At 62.5% G+C, this 22799-nt stretch carries 20 protein-coding genes; 15 read left to right on the forward strand and 5 right to left on the reverse strand.

The window, feature by feature from the left end:
- Positions 1–166: 166 nt before the first annotated feature.
- From NR193_RS06735 to NR193_RS06745, 3 genes are all read right to left on the reverse strand, one after another.
- On the reverse strand, positions 167–676 hold the full coding sequence (locus NR193_RS06735) for a hydrolase (protein WP_256750092.1): 510 nt from the start codon (positions 674–676) through the stop codon (positions 167–169).
- 173 nt (positions 677–849) lie between these two features.
- On the reverse strand, positions 850–1254 hold the full coding sequence (locus NR193_RS06740; RefSeq protein ID WP_256750093.1) for a host attachment protein: 405 nt from the start codon (positions 1252–1254) through the stop codon (positions 850–852).
- 77 nt (positions 1255–1331) lie between these two features.
- Positions 1332–1883, reverse strand: coding sequence for a nitroreductase family protein (locus NR193_RS06745; protein ID WP_256750094.1), 552 nt, complete (start codon positions 1881–1883; stop codon positions 1332–1334).
- Between the two features lie 225 nt (positions 1884–2108).
- Between NR193_RS06745 and NR193_RS06750 the strand changes: the two genes are divergently transcribed.
- Together NR193_RS06750 and NR193_RS06755 are read left to right on the forward strand one after the other, a co-directional pair.
- On the forward strand, positions 2109–2921 hold the full coding sequence (locus tag NR193_RS06750; RefSeq protein WP_256750095.1) for an ABC transporter ATP-binding protein: 813 nt from the start codon (positions 2109–2111) through the stop codon (positions 2919–2921).
- Entirely contained in the window at positions 2914–3705 is a 792-nt protein-coding gene (locus tag NR193_RS06755) for an ABC transporter permease (protein ID WP_256750096.1), read from the forward strand. The genes NR193_RS06750 and NR193_RS06755 overlap by 8 nt, the downstream gene beginning before the upstream one ends.
- A gap of 279 nt (positions 3706–3984) precedes the next feature.
- Here NR193_RS06755 and adhP read toward each other — a convergent pair whose 3' ends face one another.
- Positions 3985–5046, reverse strand: a complete 1062-nt coding sequence (adhP, locus tag NR193_RS06760) for an alcohol dehydrogenase AdhP (RefSeq protein WP_256750290.1) — start codon at positions 5044–5046, stop codon at positions 3985–3987.
- 207 nt (positions 5047–5253) lie between these two features.
- Here adhP and NR193_RS06765 point away from each other — a divergent pair, with 207 nt between their 5' ends.
- The 4 genes from NR193_RS06765 (at position 5254) to NR193_RS06780 (ending at position 10247) form a co-directional block, all read left to right on the forward strand.
- On the forward strand, positions 5254–6774 hold the full coding sequence (locus NR193_RS06765; protein WP_256750097.1) for an aldehyde dehydrogenase family protein: 1521 nt from the start codon (positions 5254–5256) through the stop codon (positions 6772–6774).
- A 264-nt stretch (positions 6775–7038) separates the two neighbouring features.
- Entirely contained in the window at positions 7039–8322 is a 1284-nt protein-coding gene (locus tag NR193_RS06770) for an efflux RND transporter periplasmic adaptor subunit (RefSeq protein ID WP_256750098.1), read from the forward strand.
- A gap of 3 nt (positions 8323–8325) precedes the next feature.
- On the forward strand, positions 8326–9036 hold the full coding sequence (locus NR193_RS06775) for an ABC transporter ATP-binding protein (RefSeq protein ID WP_306279969.1): 711 nt from the start codon (positions 8326–8328) through the stop codon (positions 9034–9036).
- Positions 9036–10247: an ABC transporter permease gene (locus NR193_RS06780; protein ID WP_256750099.1), complete on the forward strand. Its 1212-nt coding sequence runs from the start codon at positions 9036–9038 to the stop codon at positions 10245–10247. Before NR193_RS06775 ends, NR193_RS06780 begins: the two co-directional genes overlap by 1 nt.
- A 96-nt stretch (positions 10248–10343) precedes the next feature.
- Here NR193_RS06780 and tssH read toward each other — a convergent pair whose 3' ends face one another.
- Positions 10344–13139, reverse strand: coding sequence for a type VI secretion system ATPase TssH (gene tssH / locus NR193_RS06785; protein WP_256750100.1), 2796 nt, complete (start codon positions 13137–13139; stop codon positions 10344–10346).
- A 340-nt stretch (positions 13140–13479) separates the two neighbouring features.
- Here tssH and tssA point away from each other — a divergent pair, with 340 nt between their 5' ends.
- Genes tssA through tssJ form a run of 9 tightly spaced genes read left to right on the forward strand, consistent with a single transcriptional unit; the run spans position 13480 to position 22780 of the window.
- Entirely contained in the window at positions 13480–14652 is a 1173-nt protein-coding gene (gene tssA / locus NR193_RS06790) for a type VI secretion system protein TssA (protein ID WP_256750101.1), read from the forward strand.
- 6 nt (positions 14653–14658) lie between these two features.
- Positions 14659–15192: a type VI secretion system contractile sheath small subunit gene (tssB, locus tag NR193_RS06795; protein ID WP_256750102.1), complete on the forward strand. Its 534-nt coding sequence runs from the start codon at positions 14659–14661 to the stop codon at positions 15190–15192.
- Positions 15193–15195: 3 nt separating this feature from the next.
- On the forward strand, positions 15196–16701 hold the full coding sequence (gene tssC / locus NR193_RS06800) for a type VI secretion system contractile sheath large subunit (RefSeq protein WP_256750103.1): 1506 nt from the start codon (positions 15196–15198) through the stop codon (positions 16699–16701).
- Positions 16702–16747: 46 nt separating this feature from the next.
- Positions 16748–17209, forward strand: coding sequence for a type VI secretion system tube protein TssD (locus NR193_RS06805; protein ID WP_256750104.1), 462 nt, complete (start codon positions 16748–16750; stop codon positions 17207–17209).
- Positions 17196–17951, forward strand: a complete 756-nt coding sequence (gene tssE / locus NR193_RS06810) for a type VI secretion system baseplate subunit TssE (RefSeq protein ID WP_256750292.1) — start codon at positions 17196–17198, stop codon at positions 17949–17951. Before NR193_RS06805 ends, tssE begins: the two co-directional genes overlap by 14 nt.
- A gap of 1 nt (position 17952) precedes the next feature.
- The gene (gene tssF / locus NR193_RS06815) at positions 17953–19827 is read left to right on the forward strand and encodes a type VI secretion system baseplate subunit TssF (RefSeq protein ID WP_256750105.1); all 1875 of its coding nucleotides are present in this window, start codon (positions 17953–17955) and stop codon (positions 19825–19827) included.
- The gene (gene tssG / locus NR193_RS06820) at positions 19791–20858 is read left to right on the forward strand and encodes a type VI secretion system baseplate subunit TssG (protein WP_256750106.1); all 1068 of its coding nucleotides are present in this window, start codon (positions 19791–19793) and stop codon (positions 20856–20858) included. The genes tssF and tssG overlap by 37 nt, the downstream gene beginning before the upstream one ends.
- Complete coding sequence (tagH, locus tag NR193_RS06825) at positions 20855–22324, forward strand: type VI secretion system-associated FHA domain protein TagH (RefSeq protein ID WP_256750107.1); 1470 nt, start codon at positions 20855–20857, stop codon at positions 22322–22324. The genes tssG and tagH overlap by 4 nt, the downstream gene beginning before the upstream one ends.
- 3 nt (positions 22325–22327) lie before the next feature.
- On the forward strand, positions 22328–22780 hold the full coding sequence (tssJ, locus tag NR193_RS06830) for a type VI secretion system lipoprotein TssJ (protein WP_256750108.1): 453 nt from the start codon (positions 22328–22330) through the stop codon (positions 22778–22780).
- The last annotated feature ends 19 nt before the right edge of the window (positions 22781–22799 follow it).

Consider the following 22799-nt stretch of genomic DNA (forward strand, 5'->3'; position numbering starts at 1 on the left):
TCGCGGTATTTGGCTCGCGAATCGGGCTGATTTAGCACGGACAAACTGGATGAATACGCCGACCGGACATTGCAGGTCGTGAAGATTGCGCCTTCTTCGGTCTCGGCCTTCGGATTGCGCGCTGGGGACGCACCAGCGGACCGCATATGAGCACCGCGATCGTGGCTCAGCTTGTCGCCGCGACACCGACGACATAGTTCTTCCCGTAGGCCTTGGCGCATTTCGGGCACGTCGTGTAGAAGAAATAGACGTCGCCCGGTTCCGATTTTCGATCGCGCGCGATCTGCCGCATTTCCTCATGCCAATGCCTTGCCTGGCTGTACGGGCCTTCGAACACTTTCGTTATGAAGTCACCGCTCAGCGTGGTCATCTCCTCGCCTGGGACGGTTTTCGAGACTGAAAACAGATGTTCACTGCTCCATGGCGAGACATCGCGGCTGAGCACGATGAATCGGTCCGTGTCCGAAGCACCGGCGTCATCGATATGCCTGTTAACACGCGCGAATACGCTGCCCATGTTCATCGGGACATGCATCACGCTGTGGGTTGTCGCCTTGAGAAACTGCTTGTCCTTGAAGTGCAACTCCTGGCCGTCCCAGCCTTCCGGATTGAACCTCGGGCAGCAACCGGTCGTGTTCACGCTGGCGTCATATCGCGGCGTTTCATTCGTCTGCATCACCGTTCCCCAGTTTGGATCGATGGCCATCCAACAGGGAAAGAACCCAGGCCTCATTGATCCTCGTCAACATGACGCTGGAACATGATTGAAACGCGTCAAAGCCGGCTGGTCTCGATCGCGCGCGGCCAATCAAACTCTCAAACAGTTATGGCGGCCGGTCTCGCGGGGTCTCAAGCCGCCGCCAATGTATTCTCGATGGCTTCGACGGAGTGTTTCGCGAGATCCTTGTCGATCTCGCCCACCAGCTTTGCTTTCAGCGAAGCCTGGACGTGCCTGCGCAGTTCGCCCAGCGTGCGCGGATCGGCGATCACCACGACATGCTCGAACGCCCCCGTCAGCGCCTCGCGATTGAGGTACTCGGCCACGGCTGCGGCAAAGTCGTCTTCCCGTAGGCGAGAATCGTCGTGATTGGCGGTGGAACTGCGATGTCGGCCGCCCGAGCCCGTGCTGGCCACCTGGAGGGCCGGCTCGCGCAATTCAATCAGTTCGATCTTGGGTTCGTGACCCTTGTTGCGGAAAAGGCGCAACTTTTCGCCGTCGGTTACCGCGACGAGCGTACCATTAGCCACAATCATTTCGTTCTCCTTTGAGATGGTTTGATCGAGGTCCAAAGCGGTCCCTCGCTGTCGCAGGGCGCTCCAGCCCTGCGTGATCAGTGACCCCATATGATCCGAGGTTCATTTCTTGATGTCGCGGTTGGCAACGCTCGTGCCCGACCCACAATGATCGGTGCAACCGGTTTCAGTGAGAGCGGAATCCCAAGCTCCTTCTTCACCGTCATCTCGTTGAGCCAAGGCCGAGACAACCCGATCCAGCATGTTCCCAGATCCCTGGCATGGGCTGCCAGCATGAGATTCTGTCCGGCCAGGCAGCAATCCTCGTCAGACTGCCTTTCGTCATTCGTCGCGCAGATGATGATCAGCGCCGGCGCGCCGTGGAAGATCTCGAATTCCTTGTCGGCAAGATGGCCAGCAAGCGGCGAGCCCTTTGGCAGGTTGCTGATCGCATAGCGCTTGGCCTCATCCGATAACGCACGCAGGCGCGCGGAACCGCTCACCACCACAAAGGACCATGGCTGCAGGTTCATGGCACTCGGCGCCAAGATGGCAGCGTCGATCAATTCGTGGATCAGATCGTTGTCGATCTGCTCGTCGGTATAGGTACGGATCGCTCGCCGCGTCCGCAACGCTTCCATCAGTTCCATCGCGCACCTTCTGGAATGGTCGTTGGAAAAGGGGGGCTTCAAGTCTCGTTGTCTTCTGGCATATGGTCCCGTGGATCGCTTTGCCCTGAATCAATTTGCCGGCCTCCGGCATCGTCTAGGCTGACGCTCAATTCCGGGCGCCCCGCACGGTGAACACCGTTTCACTCTCGACCGGATTGAAGTACTTCCACCCGCCAGATACGGGACCGAACGAAAGCCAGGCCCATGCTCGCTCCTTCAACGATTTTCCCCATAGAAACGCATGGCCTTTCGAAGTCGTTCGATCAAAACGTGGTCGTCGACCGCGTTGATCTGCAGGTCCGCCAGCGCGAAGTCTTCGGCCTGATCGGCCCCAACGGCGCGGGAAAATCAACACTGATCAAGATGCTGACGACCCTGTTGCCGCCATCGAGTGGCGATGCCACGATCGCTGGCTGCGACCTGCGACGCGAAGCAAGACGCATTCGTGCCCACATCGGTTATGTACCGCAGTTGCTTTCGGCCGACGGGGCGCTGACCGGCTACGAGAACCTGCTGTTGTCCGCGCGGCTCTACCTCATTCCGCGCGCCGAGCGCGAACAGCGGATCAGGGAGGCGCTGGAGATGACGGAACTTGCCGGAGCAGCGGATCGCCTGGCACAGCACTATTCCGGCGGCATGCTGCGAAGGCTGGAGATCGCGCAAAGCACGCTGCACCGGCCTGCCCTGCTGATCATGGACGAGCCGACCGTCGGATTGGACCCCGTGGCACGCACTGCGATCTGGAACCACGTGCGCAATTTGAGGGATCGCTTCGGCACTACCATTCTCGTCACCACGCATGTGATGGAAGAGGTCGACGCATTGTGCGACCGCGTCGGCATCATGCATCGCGGACGCCTGGAAAGGGTCGGCACGCCAGCCGAATTGAAAGCCGGTATAGGGCCGGCGGCAACGCTCGACGACGTCTTCATGGCGATCGCCGGCAGCGACGTCGAAATGGGTGGCGCCTACCGGGATGTCAGGCAGACGCGCAGGAGCGCCAGCGATCATGGCTAGGACCGTTCAAGGGATCATCGATTATGGCACCGAGGTTCATGCGGTGGCCGATGCGGAGATACGCAAACTGCGGCGTGATCCGAGCGAAATCCTGACACGCGCTATCCAGCCGGCGATCTGGCTTGTTCTGTTCGGCGAAGTGATGGCGCAGGTGCGTGGCCTGACGTCTGGCAACGGTAGCTATCTCGACTTCCTGGCGCCGGGCATCCTCGCCCAAAGTGTGCTTTTCGCGGCGATCTTCTACGGCATCGCCGCTATCTGGGAGCGCGACCTCGGCGTCCTCCATCGCTACATGGTCAGCCCGGCGCCGCGCAGCGCGCTGGTCCTCGGCAAGGCGTTGTCGTCCGCTGTTCGCGGTTTGACGCAGGCTGTCGTCGTCTATCTTCTGGCGCTGGCGCTCGGCATCGATGTCGACCTGAGCCCTGCCAGCCTTCTTGGCGTGGCATGCCTGATTGCACTGGGTTCAGGACTGTTCTCCACATTCTCGCTGATCATCGCCTGCATCGTGAAAACGCGCGAGCGTTTCATGGGCATCGGTCAGGTGCTGACGATGCCAATCTTCTTCGCCAGCAACGCCATCTATCCGATCGATATCATGCCGAGCTGGCTGAAGACGATCTCGCTCGCCAATCCCCTTACCTATCAGGTCGATGCCCTGCGAACGTTGATGCTGGTCGGCGGACAGAGCAAGTTCGGGCTTGCCGTTGACGGCCTCGTTCTCGCGGCCGCCTTCGCGGTTTTGGTCGCGATCGCCGCAAGGCTGTATCCGCGCATGACCACGTAAAGGCTGCCACGCCCTGGTGCCCCGACTGACGATCTGCCCACGGCCCAGACACGAAGAGGTCGCCCTTGCTCCCCCTGGGTGGCTCTCAAGCGCCGCTATTATAAGCAGGATGACCATTGAATCGAGCGCCGACGACGCCAAGTCGCAAGCGCGACCAGCCCGCCGGCCGGCACGAATGCTCATCCCTTCCTTGATTGTGTGGGATCGTGTGCGTCGATGGCCGGGCCTTCGGACTGGAGATAAGGGCGGCGTCCTCTGACGCCGCCCTTCAGTCTGTCGTCAGGCGGGAACGGCCGCGCGCTCAGATACCGGCGTGCGAACGGGTTCGGAAAAATCAAGCACCATCCGTCCCTGAATCCTGCCGGCCTTGAGGTTTGCAAATATAGTGTTGATGTCCTCGAGGCGTCCCTTGGTGATTTCGGCCTTTACCTTGCCGTCAGCGGCAAAGGCGATGGCCTCGTCGAGATCGCGCCTTGTTCCGACGATCGAGCCGCGCACCGTGATGCGCTTCAGCACGACGTCGAAGATCGGTGTCGGAAATTCCCCGGGCGGCAGGCCGACCAGACTGATCGTCCCCTTGCGGCGAACCATATGCAGTGCCTGGCTGAAAGCCGGCGTCGAAACCGCGGTCACGAGAATGCCATGAGCACCGCCGCCGGTCCCCTTGATGACCTCGGCCACCACATCCGTGGAGCGCGCGTCGAATGCGAGATCGGCTCCGGCAGCTTTGGCCAGAGCGAGCTTTTCGGGTGCAACGTCCAGGGCTACGACCTTCAGCCCCATCGCCTTGGCGTACTGGATCGCCACGTGGCCGAGACCACCGACGCCGGATATAGCCACCCACTCACCGGGCCGCGCCTCGGTTTCCTTCAGACCCTTGTATGTTGTCACGCCAGCGCAAAGGATCGGCGCCATCTGCGCGAAATCGACGCCGGCAGGCAGGCGCGCGGCAAAAGGTGCCGATGCGATGACATATTCAGCGAAGCCGCCGTCGCAGCTGTAACCGGTGTCATGCTGGTGCTCGCAAAGCGTCTCCCAGCCGGTCTCGCAGTATTCGCAACGCATGCAGGCATCGTGCAGCCAGGCGACGCCGACCGGATCGCCCTCCATGAAGTCGGTCACGCCAGGGCCGAGCGCCGCGACCACGCCGGCGACTTCATGCCCGGGAATGAACGGCGGCACGGGCTTTACCGGCCAATCTCCATCGGCGGCATGCAGATCGGTATGGCAAACGCCGCACGCAATCACCTTGACCAGGATTTCCCCCGGACCTGGAACAGGAACCGGCACTTGTTCGATCGATAGTGGTCTGCCGAATTCATGGACCACGGCCGCCTTCATCATCTTCACCACAGTGCATTCTCCTTGTTTCACGACTGCATTTCTTGCTGCCCCGCCAAACAATGGGCCGCGCCACGTCCTGTTTCCTTGACCTAGCGCAATGAGGAAATCTTTCGCCGTTGACCGGGATCAATGTCCGGTCAGCCGAAAGGCGGCAGAGTTTGCCCAAGCAGTCGACGAAAAGCACGCTGCTGAAAGGATAAGGTCATGTCTCATCACGCGTTGGAACTCGTGCGCTCAAAGGGAAACCTGCCCGCGCGCTATGGCAATTTCATCGGCGGCAAATGGGTCGCCCCGGTCGAGGGACGGTACTTCACCGATTTCAGCCCCATCAATGGCGAGCGACTGGTTGACGTCGCCAAGTCGACTGAGCGGGATGTCGAACTTGCACTCGACGCAGCCTACAAGGCCAAGGACGCCTGGGCGCGCATATCACCGGCGGAGCGGGCGAAGCTGCTCAACCAGGTCGCCGACCGCATGGAGGAGAATCTCGAACTGCTGGCGCTCGCCGAGACGCTCGACAATGGCAAGCCCATCCGCGAAACGCGAGGCGCCGACGTACCCCTCGCCATCGACCACTTCCGCTACTTCGCCGGCTGCATCCGAGCCGAGGAAGGCAGTATCTCCACGATCGACGAAAAGACGATCGCATACCATTTCAAGGAGCCGCTGGGTGTCGTCGGTCAGATCATCCCATGGAACTTTCCGCTGCTGATGGCCGCTTGGAAGATCGCCCCCGCCCTTGCGGCAGGCAACTGCACGGTCATCAAGCCGGCCTCCAATACGCCGCTTACACTGCTGATATTCGCCGGCCTGACGGCGGACATCCTGCCTGCGGGCGTTCTCAACGTCGTCACCGGACCAGGCGGCTCGGTCGGCAAGGCCATCGCGGCCAACCCCCGCATCTCCAAGGTGTCCTTCACCGGCGAGACGACCACGGGAAAGCAGATCATGGGATATTCGGCCGAGCACCTCATTCCCCAGACCATGGAACTGGGCGGCAAGTCGCCAAACATCTTCATGGCCGACGTGATGGATAAAGACGACGAGTTTTTCGACAAGGCGCTCGAAGGGTTCGCGCTCTTTGCCTTCAACAAGGGCGAGGTCTGCACCTGTCCGTCGCGTGCTCTCGTTCAGGAATCGATCTTCGACAAGTTCATGGAGCGCGCGGTGGCTCGTGTCGCCAGGATCAAGGTTGGCGATCCGCTCGATCCGACGACGCAGATGGGCGCACAGGCCTCGCACGATCAGATGGACAAGATCCTGGGTTACATCGAGATCGGCAAGCAGGAAGGCGCCAAATGCGTCACCGGTGGCGAACGCGCCCATCTCGGCGGCGAGCTCGAGAAGGGCTATTTCGTCCAGCCGACGGTGTTCACCGGCGACAACTCGATGCGCATCTTTCAGGAAGAGATTTTCGGGCCCGTGCTTTCGGTCACCTCGTTCAAGACCATCGACGATGCCATCCGCATCGGCAATGACACGATCTACGGCCTGGGTGCGGGCGTCTGGTCACGCAACGGCAACGATGCCTACCAGCTCGGCCGGTCAATTCAGGCCGGGCGGGTGTGGACCAACTGCTACCACGCCTATCCGGCCCATGCCGCTTTCGGCGGATACAAGGCCTCCGGCTTCGGTCGCGAGAACCACAGGATGATGCTCGATCACTATCAACAGACCAAGAACCTGCTCGTCAGCTACAGCACCAAAGCACTCGGTTTGTTCTGACGGCTTCGCGACATCTGCCTGAAAGGGGATAGATCGACATGAACAGGCAATGGCATGCAGCGAACGCGATGCCCGCGAACGCGACCATGGACGATCGGATCGCGTGGCACCTGGGACACGCCATCCATTGCGGATGCCGGGATATCCCAAAGGGCATACAAAGTGAGTTGGAACGGCGCGGAATAGTCGTGAAGGCGCAATCTCCTCACAGCTTTGTCCAGAACGGCCGGCCTCAGGCCGGGCCGGCCGAAAGGACGGAAATCCGTGCTCGCGCCAAATCCTGAAGCAACAAATCCGGAGATAGAAGATGTCCTGAAAATCGGCGCCGGTTCGGGCTGGTGGCCGCGCAAGCGTGCATCCCTGCTGTGGCTGGCGCTGGTTGTCCTTGTCCTGGCAACCGGAGGCTGGTGGTGGTCCGCGCACCAGGCTGTGTCTTCGCTCCAGTACCAGACCGTGGCGGCCAAGCGCGCTGGCCTTACCGTATCGGTTTCGGCGACCGGTACGGTCGATCCGATCACGCAGGTCCAGGTCGGAAGCGAATTGTCCGGCAGGGTGAAATCGGTCCTGGTCGACTACAACGCCAAGGTGACCGCCGGACAGGTGCTCGCCGAGATCGACACCGACAAGCTGATTGCCGAAACCAATCATACACGCGCGCAACTCGACGCGATGAAGGCCGAGGTCGTGCAGAAACAGGCTGCCTTTGCGCAGACCGAAAGCGACCTCGCGCGCCTGCGGCCCCTTGTGCTTCACGACTTTGCGTCCAGGCAGGATCTGGAAACGGCAGAGTCGGTACGCGACCAGGCCGAAGCTGTCCTCAACAGCGCCAAGGCGCAGGTAAAGGTCTCCGAAGCCGACCTTGCCGCCAATCAGACTGATCTCGACAAGGCAGTGATCCGCTCACCGATCGACGGTATCGTTCTCGATAGAAATGTCGATCCGGGCCAAACGGTCGCCGCCTCGCTTCAGGCTCCGGTTCTGTTCACAATCGCGGGCGATCTTAGCCAGATGCAACTGCTTGTCGACGTCGACGAGGCCGACGCCGGGAGCGTGAAGGAAGGACAGGATGCAACCTTCACCGTGGAAGCCTTTCCCGATCGCCACTTCGCCGCGAAAGTCGTACAGCTTCGCTACGCGCCCGTGACCGTCAGTGGTGTCGTCACCTACAAATCGGTGCTGTCGGTCGACAACGCATCGCTGGCCTTGCGGCCCGGCATGACTGTCGCCGCAGAGATCGTCACCCAGAGGGTCGACGATACCCTGCTGATACCGAATGCGGCATTGCGCTACGCGCCACCCAAGGCCGCCGACGCCACCGACAACCGCAACTGGCTTGTCAAGCTGATGCCCCGGCCGGCCACGCAGGCACAGACAGAGCTGAGCGACAACCTTCCGCAAGGTCAAAAGCGCATCTGGGTTCTCAAGGACAACGCCGCCTCACCGCTCCTGATCACGCCCGGGGCTACCGACGGGAACTGGACGCAGGTGCTCGAGGGTGACCTGCAAGACGGCAACCTGCTGATCGTCGATTCAACCGGATCGGATTGAGACATGCCGTCCACCGGTCCCGTTCTGATAAAGCTGCAGGATCTCGCCCGGTCCTACGGCCAAGGCAGCGCGACGGTAAATGCGCTGCGCGGGGTCTCTCTCGATATCGCCGAGGGCGAATTTGTTGCCATCATGGGCCCCAGCGGCTCGGGCAAATCGACCTGCATGAATATCATGGGCTGCCTCGACAGTCCGACGGGCGGCCATTTCTATTTCCGTGGCGTCGATGTCGGCGCGCTTTCGAACGACCAGCGTGCCTTGCTGAGGCGACACTATATCGGCTTCGTCTTCCAGGGCTACAACCTGCTGCCGCGCACCTCCGCGATCGAGAATGTCGAACTGCCGCTTATCTACCGCCAGATGGGCGCCCGCGAGCGACGCACACTTGCGCTCAACGCCATGCGACAGGTCGGCCTTGCTGGGTGGGAGAACCATGCGCCGAACGAACTCTCGGGCGGGCAGCAGCAACGCGTCGCCATCGCCCGCGCCATCGTGACCGCTCCCGCCCTTCTGCTCGCCGACGAGCCCACGGGCAATCTCGATACGGCGCGCAGCCTCGAGATCATGAACCTGCTGATCCGCCTCAACCGGAGCGAGGGCATAACTGTAGTCATGGTGACCCACGAGCCGGACATGGCCGCCTTCGCGCAGCGGATCGTTCGCTTCAAGGATGGAGAGATCGAAACCGACCAATTGAACAGCAAGGCCGCCTGATGTTCCTTGAGACCATCCTGTTGGCCTTTCGCGCCATCCGCCGCAATGCCCTGAGGTCCACGCTGACCGCGCTCGGCATCATCATCGGCGTGGCGGCCGTGACGGCGTTGGTGACCATCGGCAACGGAACCACGCAAAGCGTCGTCTCCGGCGTTTCGCGCCTGGGCAGCAACCTTCTTTCGGTCAGGCCGGGCGAACCGGGCGGCGCTCCCGGCAGCGCGCGCTCGACGGCCAGGCCGTTCAACGCCGCCGATGCCGCGGCGATCGCGGATCAGATCGGCGGGGTGAAGGCCGTTGCGCCGATCGCTTCGGCGAAAGTCACGTCCGTGGTCGGAAACGAGAACTGGGAAACTTCGGTCGCCGGAACGCTGAATACCTATTTCGAAGCAGGGCAATGGACGCTTGCTTCGGGCCGCCTGTTCACGGACGGCGAACTACGCGCCGGCAATCCTGTCTGTGTCGTCGGCGAGACTGTCCGCCAACATCTGTTCGGCAAGTCCGATCCGATCGGACAGGCTCTTCGCCTGCAGAGAATCCCCTGCACGGTCATTGGCCTTTTGGCTTCGAAGGGTGCTGGCGCGTTCGGCATGGACCAGGACGACATCGTCATCATTCCTCTGCGCGCCTTCCAGCGGCGGATTGCCGGCAACATCGACGTCGATTTCATCAACGTCGCGGCGCGTGCCGACACGGCGACGGCCAAGGTGAAGCGCGATATCGAGAACCTGCTGCGGGAACGGCGCAGGATCGGGACCGGCCAGCGGGATGATTTTTCCGTTTTCGACATGACCGAGATCAGCAGCACGCTGTCCAACATCACCACCGTGCTGACCGGGCTGTTGAGCGCCGTCGCCGCCGTAAGCCTGTTGGTCGGGGGCATCGGGATCATGAACATCATGCTGGTATCGGTGACAGAACGCACGCGGGAGATCGGCATCCGGCTCGCCATCGGAGCGCTGCGCCGCCAGGTTCTGGCGCAGTTCCTGGTCGAGGCGGTGGTGCTATCGCTTTTCGGCGGTTTGATCGGCGTTGCCATCGGCCTGAGCGTTGCGGCCGCCATGGCCGGCTGGCTGAACGTCCCTTTCGTCTTCGAACCGACGGTCGTGGTGGGATCGTTCGTGTTCTCCGGCCTGGTCGGCGTGCTGTTCGGTTACTTTCCGGCGCGCCGCGCCGCCAATCTAAATCCGATCGATGCACTACGCCATGAATAGCCCCCAAACCCACGACGCAAAGGGCAAGGTGACGTGGCAGCAGTTCGGCAACGGCCGGCTTGGATCGTCCGACGCTTCATCAACATTCGCCTGAAGCTATTCGAAAGAATAGGTGAAGCCCTCCTTGGAGGCGCCGACGGTCACCTTCGACATCTTTTCACCCCCCAGCGACCGGTTCAGCACGCCGCGGCTCAATTCCGGCAGAAGCGTGTTGGTGAGGATGGCATCGATCATCCGCCCGCCGGATTCGATCTCGGTGCAGCGGGCCTTGACCAAATCCATGACACCGTCGCCGATTACCAATTCCGCATCGTTGGTTGCACGCAGCCGGCGAGCGATCTTGGCAAACTGGTGACGGGTGATCGCTTCGATCATCGAATCCGAGAGCGGGTAATAAGGGATGGTCACCACCCGGCCGAGGAAGGCCGCCGGGAAGACCTTCAGCAACGGGCTGCGCAACGCGGTGTCCAGATCGTCGAGCCCTGCCCGTAGCTTTCCATTCCTGGTCCGATCCATGATGACTTCGGAGCCGACATTCGACGTCAGCAGGATCAGCGTATTCTTGAAGTCGATCCGCCGGCCCTCGCTGTCGTCCATCATCCCCTTGTCGAAGACCTGGAAGAAGATTTCGTGCACGTCCGGATGCGCCTTCTCGACCTCGTCGAGCAGGATCACCGAATAGGGCTTGCGGCGAACCGCCTCGGTCAGGATGCCGCCCTTGCCGTAGCCGACATATCCGGGCGGCGCACCTTTCAAGGTAGAGACAGTATGAGCCTCCTGGAACTCGGACATGTTGATCGAGATGAGGTTCTGTTCGCCGCCATAGAGCGTTTCGGCCAGCGCCAGGGCGGTTTCGGTCTTGCCGACGCCGGAGGGTCCGCAGAGCAGGAACACGCCCACCGGCTTTTCCGGCGCGCCGAGCCCGGCGCGGCTGGTCTGCACACGCTTGGCGATCATCTCCATGGCATGATCCTGACCGACCACGCGTTCGGACAAAGTCGCGGCGAGCCGCAGCGCCTTTTCGGTCTGGCTCGACAGCATCCGTCCCGTCGGGATTCCCGTCCAGTCCTGAACGACCGCCGCCACGGCGTTGCGGTCGACCGACGGCAGGATCAGCGGTGTTTCGCCTTGCGCCTCGGCCAGTTCGGCCATCAGTTCGCGCAGCCGGGCAAGATCGGCGACCGGATCGGGTGCAGGGGCAGCGGCAGCGTGCGGTGTCTCCACGTCGGTCTTGGCTGTTTTAGTTCTGGCCGTTTTGGTCTTGGGCGTTTCGGTCTTGGGCACCTGAGTCTCAACCGCGTCCGCGCCAGCTGTCTCGGTGTTGGCCTCCGGTGTCTCCACCGCATCGAGCGGCACACCTTCGCCGCGCAACCTGGCGCGCAATTCGAGTATCTCGGCAACGAGTGCCTTTTCCCGATCCCAACGTTGCTGCGCGGCGGCCAGCGTGACCTCGCTTTCGGCAAGCCCGGTCTCGACCCGTGCCTGCCGCTCAGCCACCTCGATGCCGATCGCGGCCTCGCGGCCGATAATGCCGCGCTCGACCTCCAGCGCCTGGCGGCGGCGCATGATATCCTCGACCTCGGCCGGCGTGGCGTGCTGCGATATGGCGACGCGCGCGCAAGCGGTGTCGAGAAGGCTCACCGCCTTGTCCGGCAGTTGCCGCGCCGGGATGTAGCGGTGCGAGAGGCCGACCGCCGCCTCGATCGCCTCATCGAGTATCTGCACCTTGTGGTGCTGCTCGAGAACGCCGGCCACGCCGCGCAACATGAGAACGGCTACCGCCTCCGACGGCTCGTCGATCTTTACCACCTGGAAACGGCGGGTCAGCGCCGGGTCTTTTTCGATGTGCTGCTTGTATTCGGCCCAGGTCGTTGCGGCGATGGTGCGAAGTTCGCCGCGCGCCAGGGCCGGCTTCAGGAGATTGGCCGCGTCGCCGGTTCCGGCAGCGCCGCCCGCGCCGATCAAGGTGTGGGCCTCATCAATGAACAGGATGACGGGCGTTTCGGAAGACTGCACCTCGTCAATGACAGCCTTCAGCCGTTTTTCGAACTCACCCTTTACGCTTGCCCCCGCCTGCATCAATCCGACGTCGAGCATGCGCACGCTGACGCCTTGCAGTGTGGGCGGCACATCGCCCTGGGCGATACGCAAGGCAAAGCCCTCGACGACCGCGGTCTTGCCGACCCCGGCCTCGCCGGTCAGGATCGGGTTGTTTTGCCGCCGCCGCATCAGGATATCGACGATCTGCCTGATCTCCGGATCACGGCCGACGACGGGATCGATCTTGCCGTCGCGGGCACGCTGGGTCAGGTCGGTCGCGTATTTGGCCAGCGCCGAATCCCCGCCCGGAGCCCGCCGCGGCGTCTCTGCGGCGGGCACGGCAGTCGAGGCGCCGGCTTCGAGCGAACCTTCCATGACATCGGCGAACCGCGCGATGACCGCGTCGGCGTCGACCTTGTCAAACTCGCCGCTGATCTTCGACAGCAGGCCTTCCAGCACCGGCGTCTTCAGGCAAGCGAGAAGAATATGTGCGCTGCGAACTTCCTCCACGCCGAATTCCAGCGTTGCCAGGTTCCAGGCTTCCTGGATGGCGTGAAAGATGTGGTCGGAGAATTCCTCGATCGACGTGGCGCCATAAGGCAGCTTGTCGACGGCGCGGGTCATATCGGCCGTGAGCCGGCTCGCATCCACCCCCGCGTCGGCGATTATCATTTGCACATCCGAGCGGTCGGAAAGCACCAGTTGCTCGATGAAGTGGACGAGTTCGACGTAAGGGTTGCCGCGCAGCTTGGCGGTGTCGGCGGCAGCCTTGAAGGCGCGCACACCGACAGGATTGAGCTTGCCGACCAGTTCCTTGCGTTTGAAGGTCTGCGACGACCGGCGCTGTTCCATCGAACGTGCTCCTGCAATCTGCCAGTCGATAACCTGCCACATAAGCCGCCACTTGACAAAGCGGGTGATGGACCTGGTCTCGATGCCCGGCTCGGCCGGCTCTTTTCCATTTGTGGAAAGTCCCGCACCGCTGGCTGCAAATAACCACGGAATCGCCCGCCTCCATGCGATGCATTTCACATACAGGGTTCGGCAATCTCGCCAAGGGTTTCGGCACCGAGGCTGCGGTCTGGTCAGCTTTCGTTAATTTTTTGAGCAGCGGTTGAATTGTGGTAAAGTGCAACGCTGTGATAACGTTGGGTCACTTACGGTTTCAGGGCCGGTTGCTTGGGGGGTCGGTGTGATCGATGTCGCACTATGGCTTAGTCCGCTCGACGGTGAAAATCCGTCGGGTGAGGATTTGCGCAACGACCCGGCTTTTCACGAGCTGGAGCGCCTGACGGAACCCCAGGTCAAGGTCGTCCACGACGGCCGCAACAAGCCCACCTCGCAAAGCACCATTCCGGTCGACTGGCCCGCGGTTCTCGCAAAGGCGGAGGAATTGCGCGCGCATGGCCGGGACCTGCGCCTGCTCGTCGTCGTGACGCGCGCGCTGGCCAATGAAGAAGGACTGGCCGGGCTCGCGCAAGGTCTGACCCTCATTGCGCAGACCCTCGATCAGCATTGGGAAACCATGCATCCGGCACTGCGGCCCAGCGCTTCGCCACGCGATGCCGCCTTGCGCCGTATCAACGCGCTGCTCGACCTCCAGAACGGTCAGGACGGGCTGCTGGCGAACCTGCGGCAAATGACGTTCTTTGCGCCACGCTCGATCGGGCCAATCACGGGACGCGATCTGGAACAAGGCGCGCTCGACGACCGTGTCATGCTCCAGGAAGCAGCCTCGGGGTTGAATGCGGCGGAAAAGGCCGCACTGGTCAGCGCGCACGGACAATTGTTGAACCGGGTGCGTGCCGGATGCGCGGCACAGATAGATCAAGCCGACGCCGAGATGGTCTCGCTCGTGGCCGACGCCCGGGCAGCGATCGCGGCCCTTGATGCGGTCGAGACCGCCCTCAACGCCCGTCTCGAGGGCGGCGGCGCTCCTGTTCCGGAATTAAAACGGTTTCTGCAGCGTTTGCTGACGACCCTCGAACGGAATTCGACCGCCGACGCCGTGGCGAATGGCGCGGCCAAGCCGCCTTCACCGGCAGAACCGGCAACGCCTGCTCGAAACGGTCATGGAGCCGATACTATGGCAAGTATGGCAAGCTACGCGGACTCGAGCACGGGGCTTCCTGACCGGATTTCCTCGCGCGACGACGTGGTGAAATGCCTCGACCTCGTCGTCGCCTTCTATGACCGCACCGAACCGTCAAGCCCGATTCCGCACCTGGCGCGGCGCGTGCGCCGGATGGTGCATATGGATTTCGTTGAACTGATGGAAGATCTCGCCCCGTCGGGGCTGAAGGAATTCCGGCTCCTTGCCGGCGTCCCCGATGCCAAGAAGACGGCTCAGAAGGATGAAAGGTAACAGCACATGCCAGCCGAAAGCAAAGCGAAGGTCATCGAACGAAATCGCGCGCCGCGGGTGCAGATCGCCTACGACGTGGAAACCTACGGCAGCCCGACGACGATCGAACTGCCGTTTGTCATGGGCGTGATGGCCGACCTTTCCGGCGCTTCGCAAACCAAGGAAGCATCAAAGTCGGTGCTGGACCGCTCCTTTGTCGAGACCGACGCGAACCGCTTCCCCAAGTTCATGGAGGCGCTCGGGCCCCGCGTCAAAGCCCGGGTGAAGAACACGCTGCCGCAGGCCGAAGGCCAGGAGCGTGACGAGGAACTGGCGCTCGATCTCACCTTCACCAAAATGGGTGATTTCGCCCCGGACAAGATCGCCGAGCAAGTTCCACAACTGGCCGAGATCCTCAAGATGCGTCGCCAGCTCGAGGAATTGCTCGGCTTCATGGACGGCCGCGTCGACGCCGAAAAGCGCATCGCGCAACTTCTGAACAACGAGCCGCTTCTTAGCAAGATCGCCAGCCAGGCAATGTCCGACGACGACAAGGAGTAAACCATGGCCGAACAGCAAAAGACCGCCGCCGGCGCCGCCGAGGCCGAAGCCATAGACCTCGGCGAATTCAGCGGACTCCTCGAGAAGGATTTCAAGGTCAAGAAGGACGACAGCGAGAAATTGCAGCAACTCGTGCGCAACCTCGCACTCGCGGCACAGTCCCGTTCCGATACCACGACCATCTCGTCCAATGCGATCAAGTCGATCAAGTCGCTCATCGCCGGCATCGACAAGATGCTGACGACACAGGTCAACGAGATCCTGCACGCGCCGGAAGTGCGCGAAATGGAAGGCACATGGCGCGGCCTCTGGTATCTCGTCAACAACACCGAGACGGATCAGAAGCTGAAGATCCGGGTGATGAACATTTCCAAGGAGCAGCTGGCCGACACGCTCGAAGACTATGAAGGTCAGATGTGGGATCAGAGCCCGATCTTCAAGAAGGTCTATACGGACGAGTATTCGATGCTTGGCGGTGAGCCGATCGGCTGCGTGATTGGCGCCTACGAATTCTCCAACCATCCGCGCGACGTCGGTCTGCTGCGCAATATCTCCGGCATCTGTGCTTCGGCGCACACGCCGTTCATCGCGGCCGCCTCGCCGCGCCTGTTCCGCATGGACAGCTGGCAGGAATTGCCGAACCCGCAAGACCTGCAGCAGATCGTCTCCAACCCGGCCTATGCGTCGTGGCAGTCGCTGCGCGAGAGCGAGGACGCTCGCTACATCGGCCTGACCATGCCCCGCGTTCTGGCGCGACTGCCATATGGCACGGATACCGTTCCGGTGAAGGGTTTCACCTTCGAGGAAGAGGTGCAGGGCGATCACAACAAATATGTCTGGATGAACGCCGCCTTCCCCATGGGCGTGAACATAAACCGCAGCCACAAACTCTATGGCTGGGGCACGCAGATCCGCGGCGTCGAGAATGGCGGTACGGTCCTCAACCTGCCGGTGCACAGCTTCCCGACCGATGACGGGTCGATAGCGATGAAATGTCCGACGGAAGTCGCCATCGACGACCGGCGCGAGGCGGAACTTGCCAAGCTCGGCCTGATGCCCATCCTGCATCGGAAGAATACCGATCTCGCGGCCTTCATCGGCGCACACTCACTGCAGGACGACGAGACACGGGCGGGACGGCTGGTCGACCCCGACGCTCAGTCCAACGAACGGCTGAGCGCCAACCTGCCCTATCTCTTCCCGGTCTCGCGCTTTGCGCACTACCTCAAGGCGATTGCACGCGACAAGGTCGGCTCGTTCAAGGAGCGCTCCGACATGCAGATCTGGTTGACCGAATGGATCAACCGCTACGTGCTGGCCAACCCGGCCTTTGCCGACGACAAGGCGCGCGCCAAGCGCCCGCTTGCCGCCGCCGAGGTCCAGGTGGACAGCGTGGAGGGGCGGCCCGGCTACTACAACGCCCGCTTCTATCTGCGCCCGCACTACCAGCTGGAGGGCATCAATGCCTCGCTCCGACTGGTGTCGGAACTGCCGTCCGTGAAGACTTGATCGACAGCAACAACATCTTGGTTTTTTAAAGCGGTGGAGAAAGACAATGCCCACAACCATGAAGATTGATGGCTTTCTAAAAGTTCCGGATATCAAAGGCCCAAGCGTTCGAGACGGCCACGAGGATGAAATCGAAATCCATGGGGTCGATTACAAGATGGTCGCTCCATACGATCCAAACTCGCTCTCGCGCCGTGGCCGCGTTGCCCTGGGCATGATCAAGTTCACCAAGCACTATGACAAGTCCTCGCCCTATCTGAAAAAAGCCCTGTTCGAGAACAAGGCGCTGGACGAAGTGGTGTTCTCGGCACGGCGGACCATCGATGGCGAGACCAAGGACTACCTGGTCGTCACGCTCACCGACGCCTCGATCATGGAATATGACATGTCGCAGGCCGAGGATGAGGAAGACCTGATCGAGGAAGAGGTCAGCTTCGCCTACAAGAAGATCAAGTTCGTCTATGACGGCAATGACGAAATCGAAATGGATGTCTATGTCGGCAAGTGAGGGCCGGCGGCCCGGCGCGGACAAGCTGCAGGTTACCGGCGGTTCGCGAGCAAAACGCGAAGCGGTCCAGCCCTCTCTCTGGGACCGCCTCGTAAACGACCTGCCGGGCATGGTCTCCGAGATAGACGGGCTGCGCCAGGCCTTGCAGGACGAGCTCGGCGTGGACCGGCTGGAGACCCTGGTCGCGGGCAGCGCTCGGCTCATCGATGCCGATGCGGAATTGACGGCCGATCAGAAGCGGCGCCTGCACCGCCTGGCCTTTCAGACCCAACACCGCGCGGAGATGGAAAGCCGTGGCGTGGTCGTGTCGGCCCGTGTGCTCAGGGAGGCCGTGCGGCGCGACATAGAGGCTCTGTTCAACACCGAGCGTTTCGAGGCTGTTCCGCTTCTGTCCGATCTTGAAAGCGAGCAGGCGACGGACAACCCGCCGTCGCTCGCCGATTTTCCGGAGGTGCGCCGAAGTGTGGTCAACTATGGCGTGCCTTCCTTCTCGGGTCGTTCGTCCCGCGACTTTGATCGCGAAGCCCTGGCGCGCGAGATCCGCTCGGTGCTTGCCACGTTCGAGCCACGTCTCAAGGAAAGCGCGACGAAAGTCGCGGTGACACTTGGCGACAAGAGCGTGGGCTTGAAGATCGAGATAGACGCGGTGCTGATCATGACACCGACGCCGGAACGCATGCGGCTGCGCACCACGATCAATCTCGATAACGGCTTGGCGCGGACCGAATTTAGGGAAGCCTGAGATGGATCGGGTCTTCGTAGAATATTACGAGGAGGAACTGACCCATATCCGTGCACTCGCGGCGGAATTTGCCGACATGCATCCGGCGGTGGCTCGCAACCTGTCGCTCGACACGGTCCCGTGTCCGGACCCGTATGTCGAGCGGTTGCTTGACGGCGTCGCTTTCCTCGCCGCGCGCACCCGGCTGAAGGTCGATGCGGAACGCTCGCGGTTTTCACGCAGCGTGCTGGACGTCCTCTATCCCGACCTGGTCACGCCGGCGCCGGCAACGGCGATGGTGGTGCTGAAACCCGGCCAGCAGGTCCAGACAATGGTTGCCGGCCATGTCGTCAAACGCAACACCCGGCTGGTCTCCAGCTTGCAGCCCGGCCTTTCGACGCGCTGCACGTTCACCACGGCCCAGGACATCACGCTGTGGCCGATAGCGGTCACTTCGGTAAGCTATTTTCAAGATCGCAGTGCGCTGGCGGCGGGCGGCATAGCGCCGATCGGCGGTGTCGGCGGCGAGGCGGCGCTCCGCATTGTGCTGGCTCGGACCGGAAAAGGCAGGCTCGACGAACTGTCGCTCGACCAGCTCGATCTCTACTTTGCCGGGCGCACCAAAGCACCACTGCTTTTCGACGCGATCTTCGGCGCCTGCTGGGCCGTCGGCGCACGTGCGGAAGGCAAGACCAATCCCATATCGCCCTTGCCGGAACCCGAAATGATCGGCATCAGCGACGACGAGGCCCTGATGCCTCGTACCCGTCCGACATTCGAGGGGTACCGTCTGCTGCGTGAATATTTCATGATGCCCGAGCGCTTCCACTACGTGCGGATATCGGGGCTGCAGCCTGTCGTGCGCAAATGCGCGGCCGGGCTCGAGATCATCTTCCTGTTCAGGCGTCCAGTGCCTGAACTTGCCGACCTGACACCGGCCGATTTCGAACTTTTTGCTACGCCGATCATCAATCTCTTCGAGCGTGAGTGCAACGTCATCGAGCTCGACCCGCGCAAGACGCGCCAGGTGCTGCATGCCGACCGCACGCGGGCGCGGGACTTCGAAATCTATCGGATCCTCCGCGTCGAGGACGCCGACACGGAAGGCAACGACGCCGAAATTCCCGAGCTCTTCAGCCTGGGGCAAAACCGCGGCAGTGGTTGGGTCTATTCCACCGAGCGGCGCCCACGGCGCGCGACGGAGGAGGAGCGACGCGACGGACTGACCCGCACCTCCTACACAGGGGACGATGTTTTCCTGGCGATTTCACGCCCGGTGGAAAGCCAGGCGAACCGGCCGCTGAAGCGTGTCGACATCGTGGCGCTTTGCACCAACCGCGATCTGCCGATCCTCGACGACAATCCCACCTTGACGCTGGAGGCCGGCGACCCGGTCGAAACGGTCGTGCTTCTCGGCGCGTTGCGTCCCCCTCGCCCGGCTATCCCCGCGGCGCTGCCGGCGGGCGCAGCGGGCGAATCCCGTGCCGACAATCTCGCTTGGCGGCTGGTGGCGCAGTTGGCGCTCAACTTTCTCAGCCTTGCCAAGGAAGGTCGCGGCGTCGATCCGCTGCATGCGCTGCTCGATCTTTATGCCGACCGGGGCGACCCGAGCCTCGCCCGCAACGTGCATTCGATCGTCCGCATCGACTCGCGGTCGGTCATCGAACGGCTGCAGATCGACGGGCCGATGTGCTTCGGGCGCGGCACGGAAGTGACATTGCATGTGGACCAGTCGGTCCTGGCAGGGCAGAGCACACTGCTGCTTTCGGCCCTGCTTGCACGGCTGTTTGCCCGTCATGCCGGAATAAACGGCTTTGTGCGAACCCGTACGCGGCTGTTGCAGAAACAGGAGGATGTGCCATGGCCGATGACGCCCGGCAATCGCTACCTGATCTAGGCACAGTCGACCCGAAACGGGCCGAGGAATTGTCCGAGACGTTCGACTTCTTCGAGCTGTTGCGCCGGCTCGAACGGAGGGGCGGACTGTTCGGCCATTCCGGCTCGCCGCAGCGCGAGCCGGCAAGGCTCGGACAGCATGTGCGTCTCAGCTTTTCGGCCAGGGACGTGGTTGAATTCCGCGAAGCAAAGGACAAGGCCCCGGCCAGGGTTACGGTCACAAATCTCGGCCTGATGGGACCTGAAGGTCCGCTGCCGCTGCATTTGACGCGCTGGGTGCTCGATCGCCTGTCGCAGCGCTGGTTCACCGGCGCCGATGCGCAGCAGACCAGTGACACGACATTCCTGGACTTCGTCAACATTCTGCAGCACCGATTGATCGCCCTGTATTATCGGGCGTGGGCGGATGCCCATCCGGCCGTGCAGGTCGAACGCGCGGTCGGTGGGCGCGTTCGCGCCATGCTTGAGGCCATGGCTGGGATCGGACTTCCCGGCACCCGGAACGCCGATCTCGATACCGTGAAGCTTCGCCAGGCGGCATCGCTCGCCAACCAGGTCGACGGCCCGGAACGGCTGACGCTGTTCCTGGCCGAAGCGTTCAAGGTACCGGTTCAGATCAAGGAGTTCATCGCCGCCTGGATGACCATACCAAGCGGACTCCAGACCCGCCTTGCGAAAGCCTATGCGGGGCTCGGCCGGGGGGCGACGATCGGCCCGCGCGTTTTCAACCGCCAAAGCCGGATCGAACTGCGCGTCGGCCCGCTGGGCTATGAGGACTTCAAGGCGTTCCTGCCGGGAGGCCCACGGCTCAAACTGTTCAAGCAGGCCGTTCGCGACATGGTCGGGGAATCGCTCGACGTCGACCTGCGCATCGTGCTGGCGCGTGACGCAGTGCCGCCGCCGCGTATCGGAGCCGTACAGCTCGGCCGGACCGCCTGGCTTGCGCGGCCCGCTGAAAGGGGCGATGCTGACGACATGCGGCTGCGGACAATCGTCGGATGGCGGCCGGAAATGGCGGAGGTCGCGGCATGAGTCTGCTGCTGACGCTGGAGCAAGGGCCACGCACCCAGGCGGTACGGCAGACCCGGCTGGACGAGGGCGAACTGGTGATCGGCCGCAGCGCGGACGCGGGCTGGCAGATCGACGATCCCGACATGTTCGTTTCGCGGGCTCATTGCAGGATCTCGGGCGGGCGAGATGGATATTTCGTCACCGACACGTCGAGCAGCGGATTGTTCATAAACGACTCTGACAGCCCGCTCGGTGCCGGCAAGTCGACGCGCCTTCAAAGCGGCATGAGGCTGAGACTGGGCGACTACATCGTATATGTCGACCTGCAGACGCCAACCGCCCAAGCGCCGGCAGCCGGCCAGGTGGCTCCGGAGCGCCTGCCGCCGGCATCGCGGGCGCCGGTGAGCATCGGCCGCGACGACTTCTTTTCCGCCACGGTCGAAGAAGAGCCGCGACGGCCACGTCCGGCCGACCTGCCGAATCCGTTCGAGCAGCCGGTTCCGGGCGCGTTCGAGCGAGCCAGCTCCAGCCAGCGCAGCTCGCCCGCTTTCGATGACCCGTTCAGCCTCGATCCGGTTTCGACGCCCGTGTCGAAAGATGCCGCCTATCTCGAACCGGGCGGCGCGGCGAACCCTGCGGACCCATTCAGCCTTGACCCGGTGCCATCGCCCGGCCGCTCGGGCGAACCCGCTCGTGGAAAGCTGTCCGATTTCAATGATGATTTTGGTTTCGGACCCGCCGCGGCGCCGAGTTCGGCGAACGGCGCCGGTTCGACCGGACAGCGCGAGCACATCGCCCAACGGCCACAATCCGCCAATCCCTGGGATTTGCCCATGCAAGCGGCGGATGTCCCACCTCCAGCACGGACAGGCGCCGCTCCCAAATCCACCCGCTCGTCGCAATCGCCGCCGCAGGCGGAGATGGCGCTTCGCACGGCATTCCTGCGCGGCATGGGCGTTGAGGAAGCCGATTTTCCCGGGCGCGACAGCATCGCGGAAATGGAGAAGTTCGGTCGCGAATACCGGCTGATGATGGAAGGCCTGATGCAGCTTCTGCGCAAACGGGCCGAGGAAAAGGGAAACGCTCGCGTCGCCCAGACCATGGTCGGCGCCTCCGAAGTCAATCCACTCAAGTTTTTGCCGACGGTCGACGACGCCATCGTGACGCTTATCGCCGAGCGCAGCCCCGGATTTCTCGCCGGCGAAGCGGCAATCGCCGACGCGGTCCGCGATCTCGCGCAACATCACGTGCGCGCCTGGCGAGGCGTGCAAGGCGCCTTGCGGCGGATGATCGACCGTTTCGACCCGGCGGTGATCGAGGAAGAGCTGAAATCAAATTCCGCGATCGGCACCCTGCTTTCGGGCGGGCGTGGCGCCAAGCTGTGGGAGCTTTACCAGAAACGCCATCGTGAAATCGCCGAGAGCGCGGAAAAAAGCTTTCTTGGCGAAATCGGCGCTGATTTTCGAGATGCATATGAGGAGGAGTGAGACATGATCGATCGACGCGAATTTGTCATTGCCCTGGGCGCGACGGGGCTGCTCACGGCTTGCCAGAGCGGTCCGCCAAAACCATCGGTGATCACCGTCAACGTGACCGGTGGCACCGGCATGAACCCGGGGCCAGGTGGCGGCGACCGGCCGGTGACTGTCCTCGTCATGCGGCTGCGCGGCACCGGCAAATTCAATTCAGCCGACTACTTTGCCCTGCAGGGGGATGCCGGCTCCGCGCTGGCAGGTGATCTCATCGGATCCGACCAGATCGCCGTCGGGCCGGGAAAGAGCGCATCCAAGACCATCACGGTCGAGCCGGACGCGACGGCGCTGGGCTTCGTCGCGCTGATCCGGGAACCTGGCGGCAGGAACTGGCGGACCACCAAATCGGTGTCGCCGGGATCAAAATTCACGATCAACGTCACGCTTGGCAGCGGCGGCATTTCCGCCTAGCGGCCAGAGCAAGGGGAGC

The sequence above is a fragment of the Mesorhizobium sp. Mes31 genome (assembly GCF_024519675.1).
In the GTDB taxonomy this organism is placed as follows: Bacteria; Pseudomonadota; Alphaproteobacteria; order Rhizobiales; family Rhizobiaceae; genus Mesorhizobium.

What these genes read in the sequence shown, in the direction of transcription:
- NR193_RS06765 (WP_256750097.1), top strand. Translation starts at nt 5,254, where the DNA reads ATGTCTCATCACGCGTTGGAACTCGTGCGCTCAAAGGGAAACCTGCCC.
- NR193_RS06755 (WP_256750096.1), top strand. Translation starts at nt 2,914, where the DNA reads ATGGCTAGGACCGTTCAAGGGATCATCGATTATGGCACCGAGGTTCAT.
- NR193_RS06745 (WP_256750094.1), bottom strand. Translation starts at nt 1,883, where the DNA reads ATGGAACTGATGGAAGCGTTGCGGACGCGGCGAGCGATCCGTACCTAT.
- tssH (WP_256750100.1), bottom strand. Translation starts at nt 13,139, where the DNA reads ATGGAACAGCGCCGGTCGTCGCAGACCTTCAAACGCAAGGAACTGGTC.
- tssJ (WP_256750108.1), top strand. Translation starts at nt 22,328, where the DNA reads ATGATCGATCGACGCGAATTTGTCATTGCCCTGGGCGCGACGGGGCTG.
- NR193_RS06740 (WP_256750093.1), bottom strand. Translation starts at nt 1,254, where the DNA reads ATGATTGTGGCTAATGGTACGCTCGTCGCGGTAACCGACGGCGAAAAG.
- NR193_RS06735 (WP_256750092.1), bottom strand. Translation starts at nt 676, where the DNA reads ATGCAGACGAATGAAACGCCGCGATATGACGCCAGCGTGAACACGACC.
- NR193_RS06780 (WP_256750099.1), top strand. Translation starts at nt 9,036, where the DNA reads ATGTTCCTTGAGACCATCCTGTTGGCCTTTCGCGCCATCCGCCGCAAT.
- tssC (WP_256750103.1), top strand. Translation starts at nt 15,196, where the DNA reads ATGGCCGAACAGCAAAAGACCGCCGCCGGCGCCGCCGAGGCCGAAGCC.
- tagH (WP_256750107.1), top strand. Translation starts at nt 20,855, where the DNA reads ATGAGTCTGCTGCTGACGCTGGAGCAAGGGCCACGCACCCAGGCGGTA.
- tssG (WP_256750106.1), top strand. Translation starts at nt 19,791, where the DNA reads ATGGCCGATGACGCCCGGCAATCGCTACCTGATCTAGGCACAGTCGAC.
- NR193_RS06775 (WP_306279969.1), top strand. Translation starts at nt 8,326, where the DNA reads ATGCCGTCCACCGGTCCCGTTCTGATAAAGCTGCAGGATCTCGCCCGG.
- tssE (WP_256750292.1), top strand. Translation starts at nt 17,196, where the DNA reads ATGTCGGCAAGTGAGGGCCGGCGGCCCGGCGCGGACAAGCTGCAGGTT.
- NR193_RS06750 (WP_256750095.1), top strand. Translation starts at nt 2,109, where the DNA reads ATGCTCGCTCCTTCAACGATTTTCCCCATAGAAACGCATGGCCTTTCG.
- tssB (WP_256750102.1), top strand. Translation starts at nt 14,659, where the DNA reads ATGCCAGCCGAAAGCAAAGCGAAGGTCATCGAACGAAATCGCGCGCCG.
- adhP (WP_256750290.1), bottom strand. Translation starts at nt 5,046, where the DNA reads ATGAAGGCGGCCGTGGTCCATGAATTCGGCAGACCACTATCGATCGAA.
- tssF (WP_256750105.1), top strand. Translation starts at nt 17,953, where the DNA reads ATGGATCGGGTCTTCGTAGAATATTACGAGGAGGAACTGACCCATATC.
- NR193_RS06805 (WP_256750104.1), top strand. Translation starts at nt 16,748, where the DNA reads ATGCCCACAACCATGAAGATTGATGGCTTTCTAAAAGTTCCGGATATC.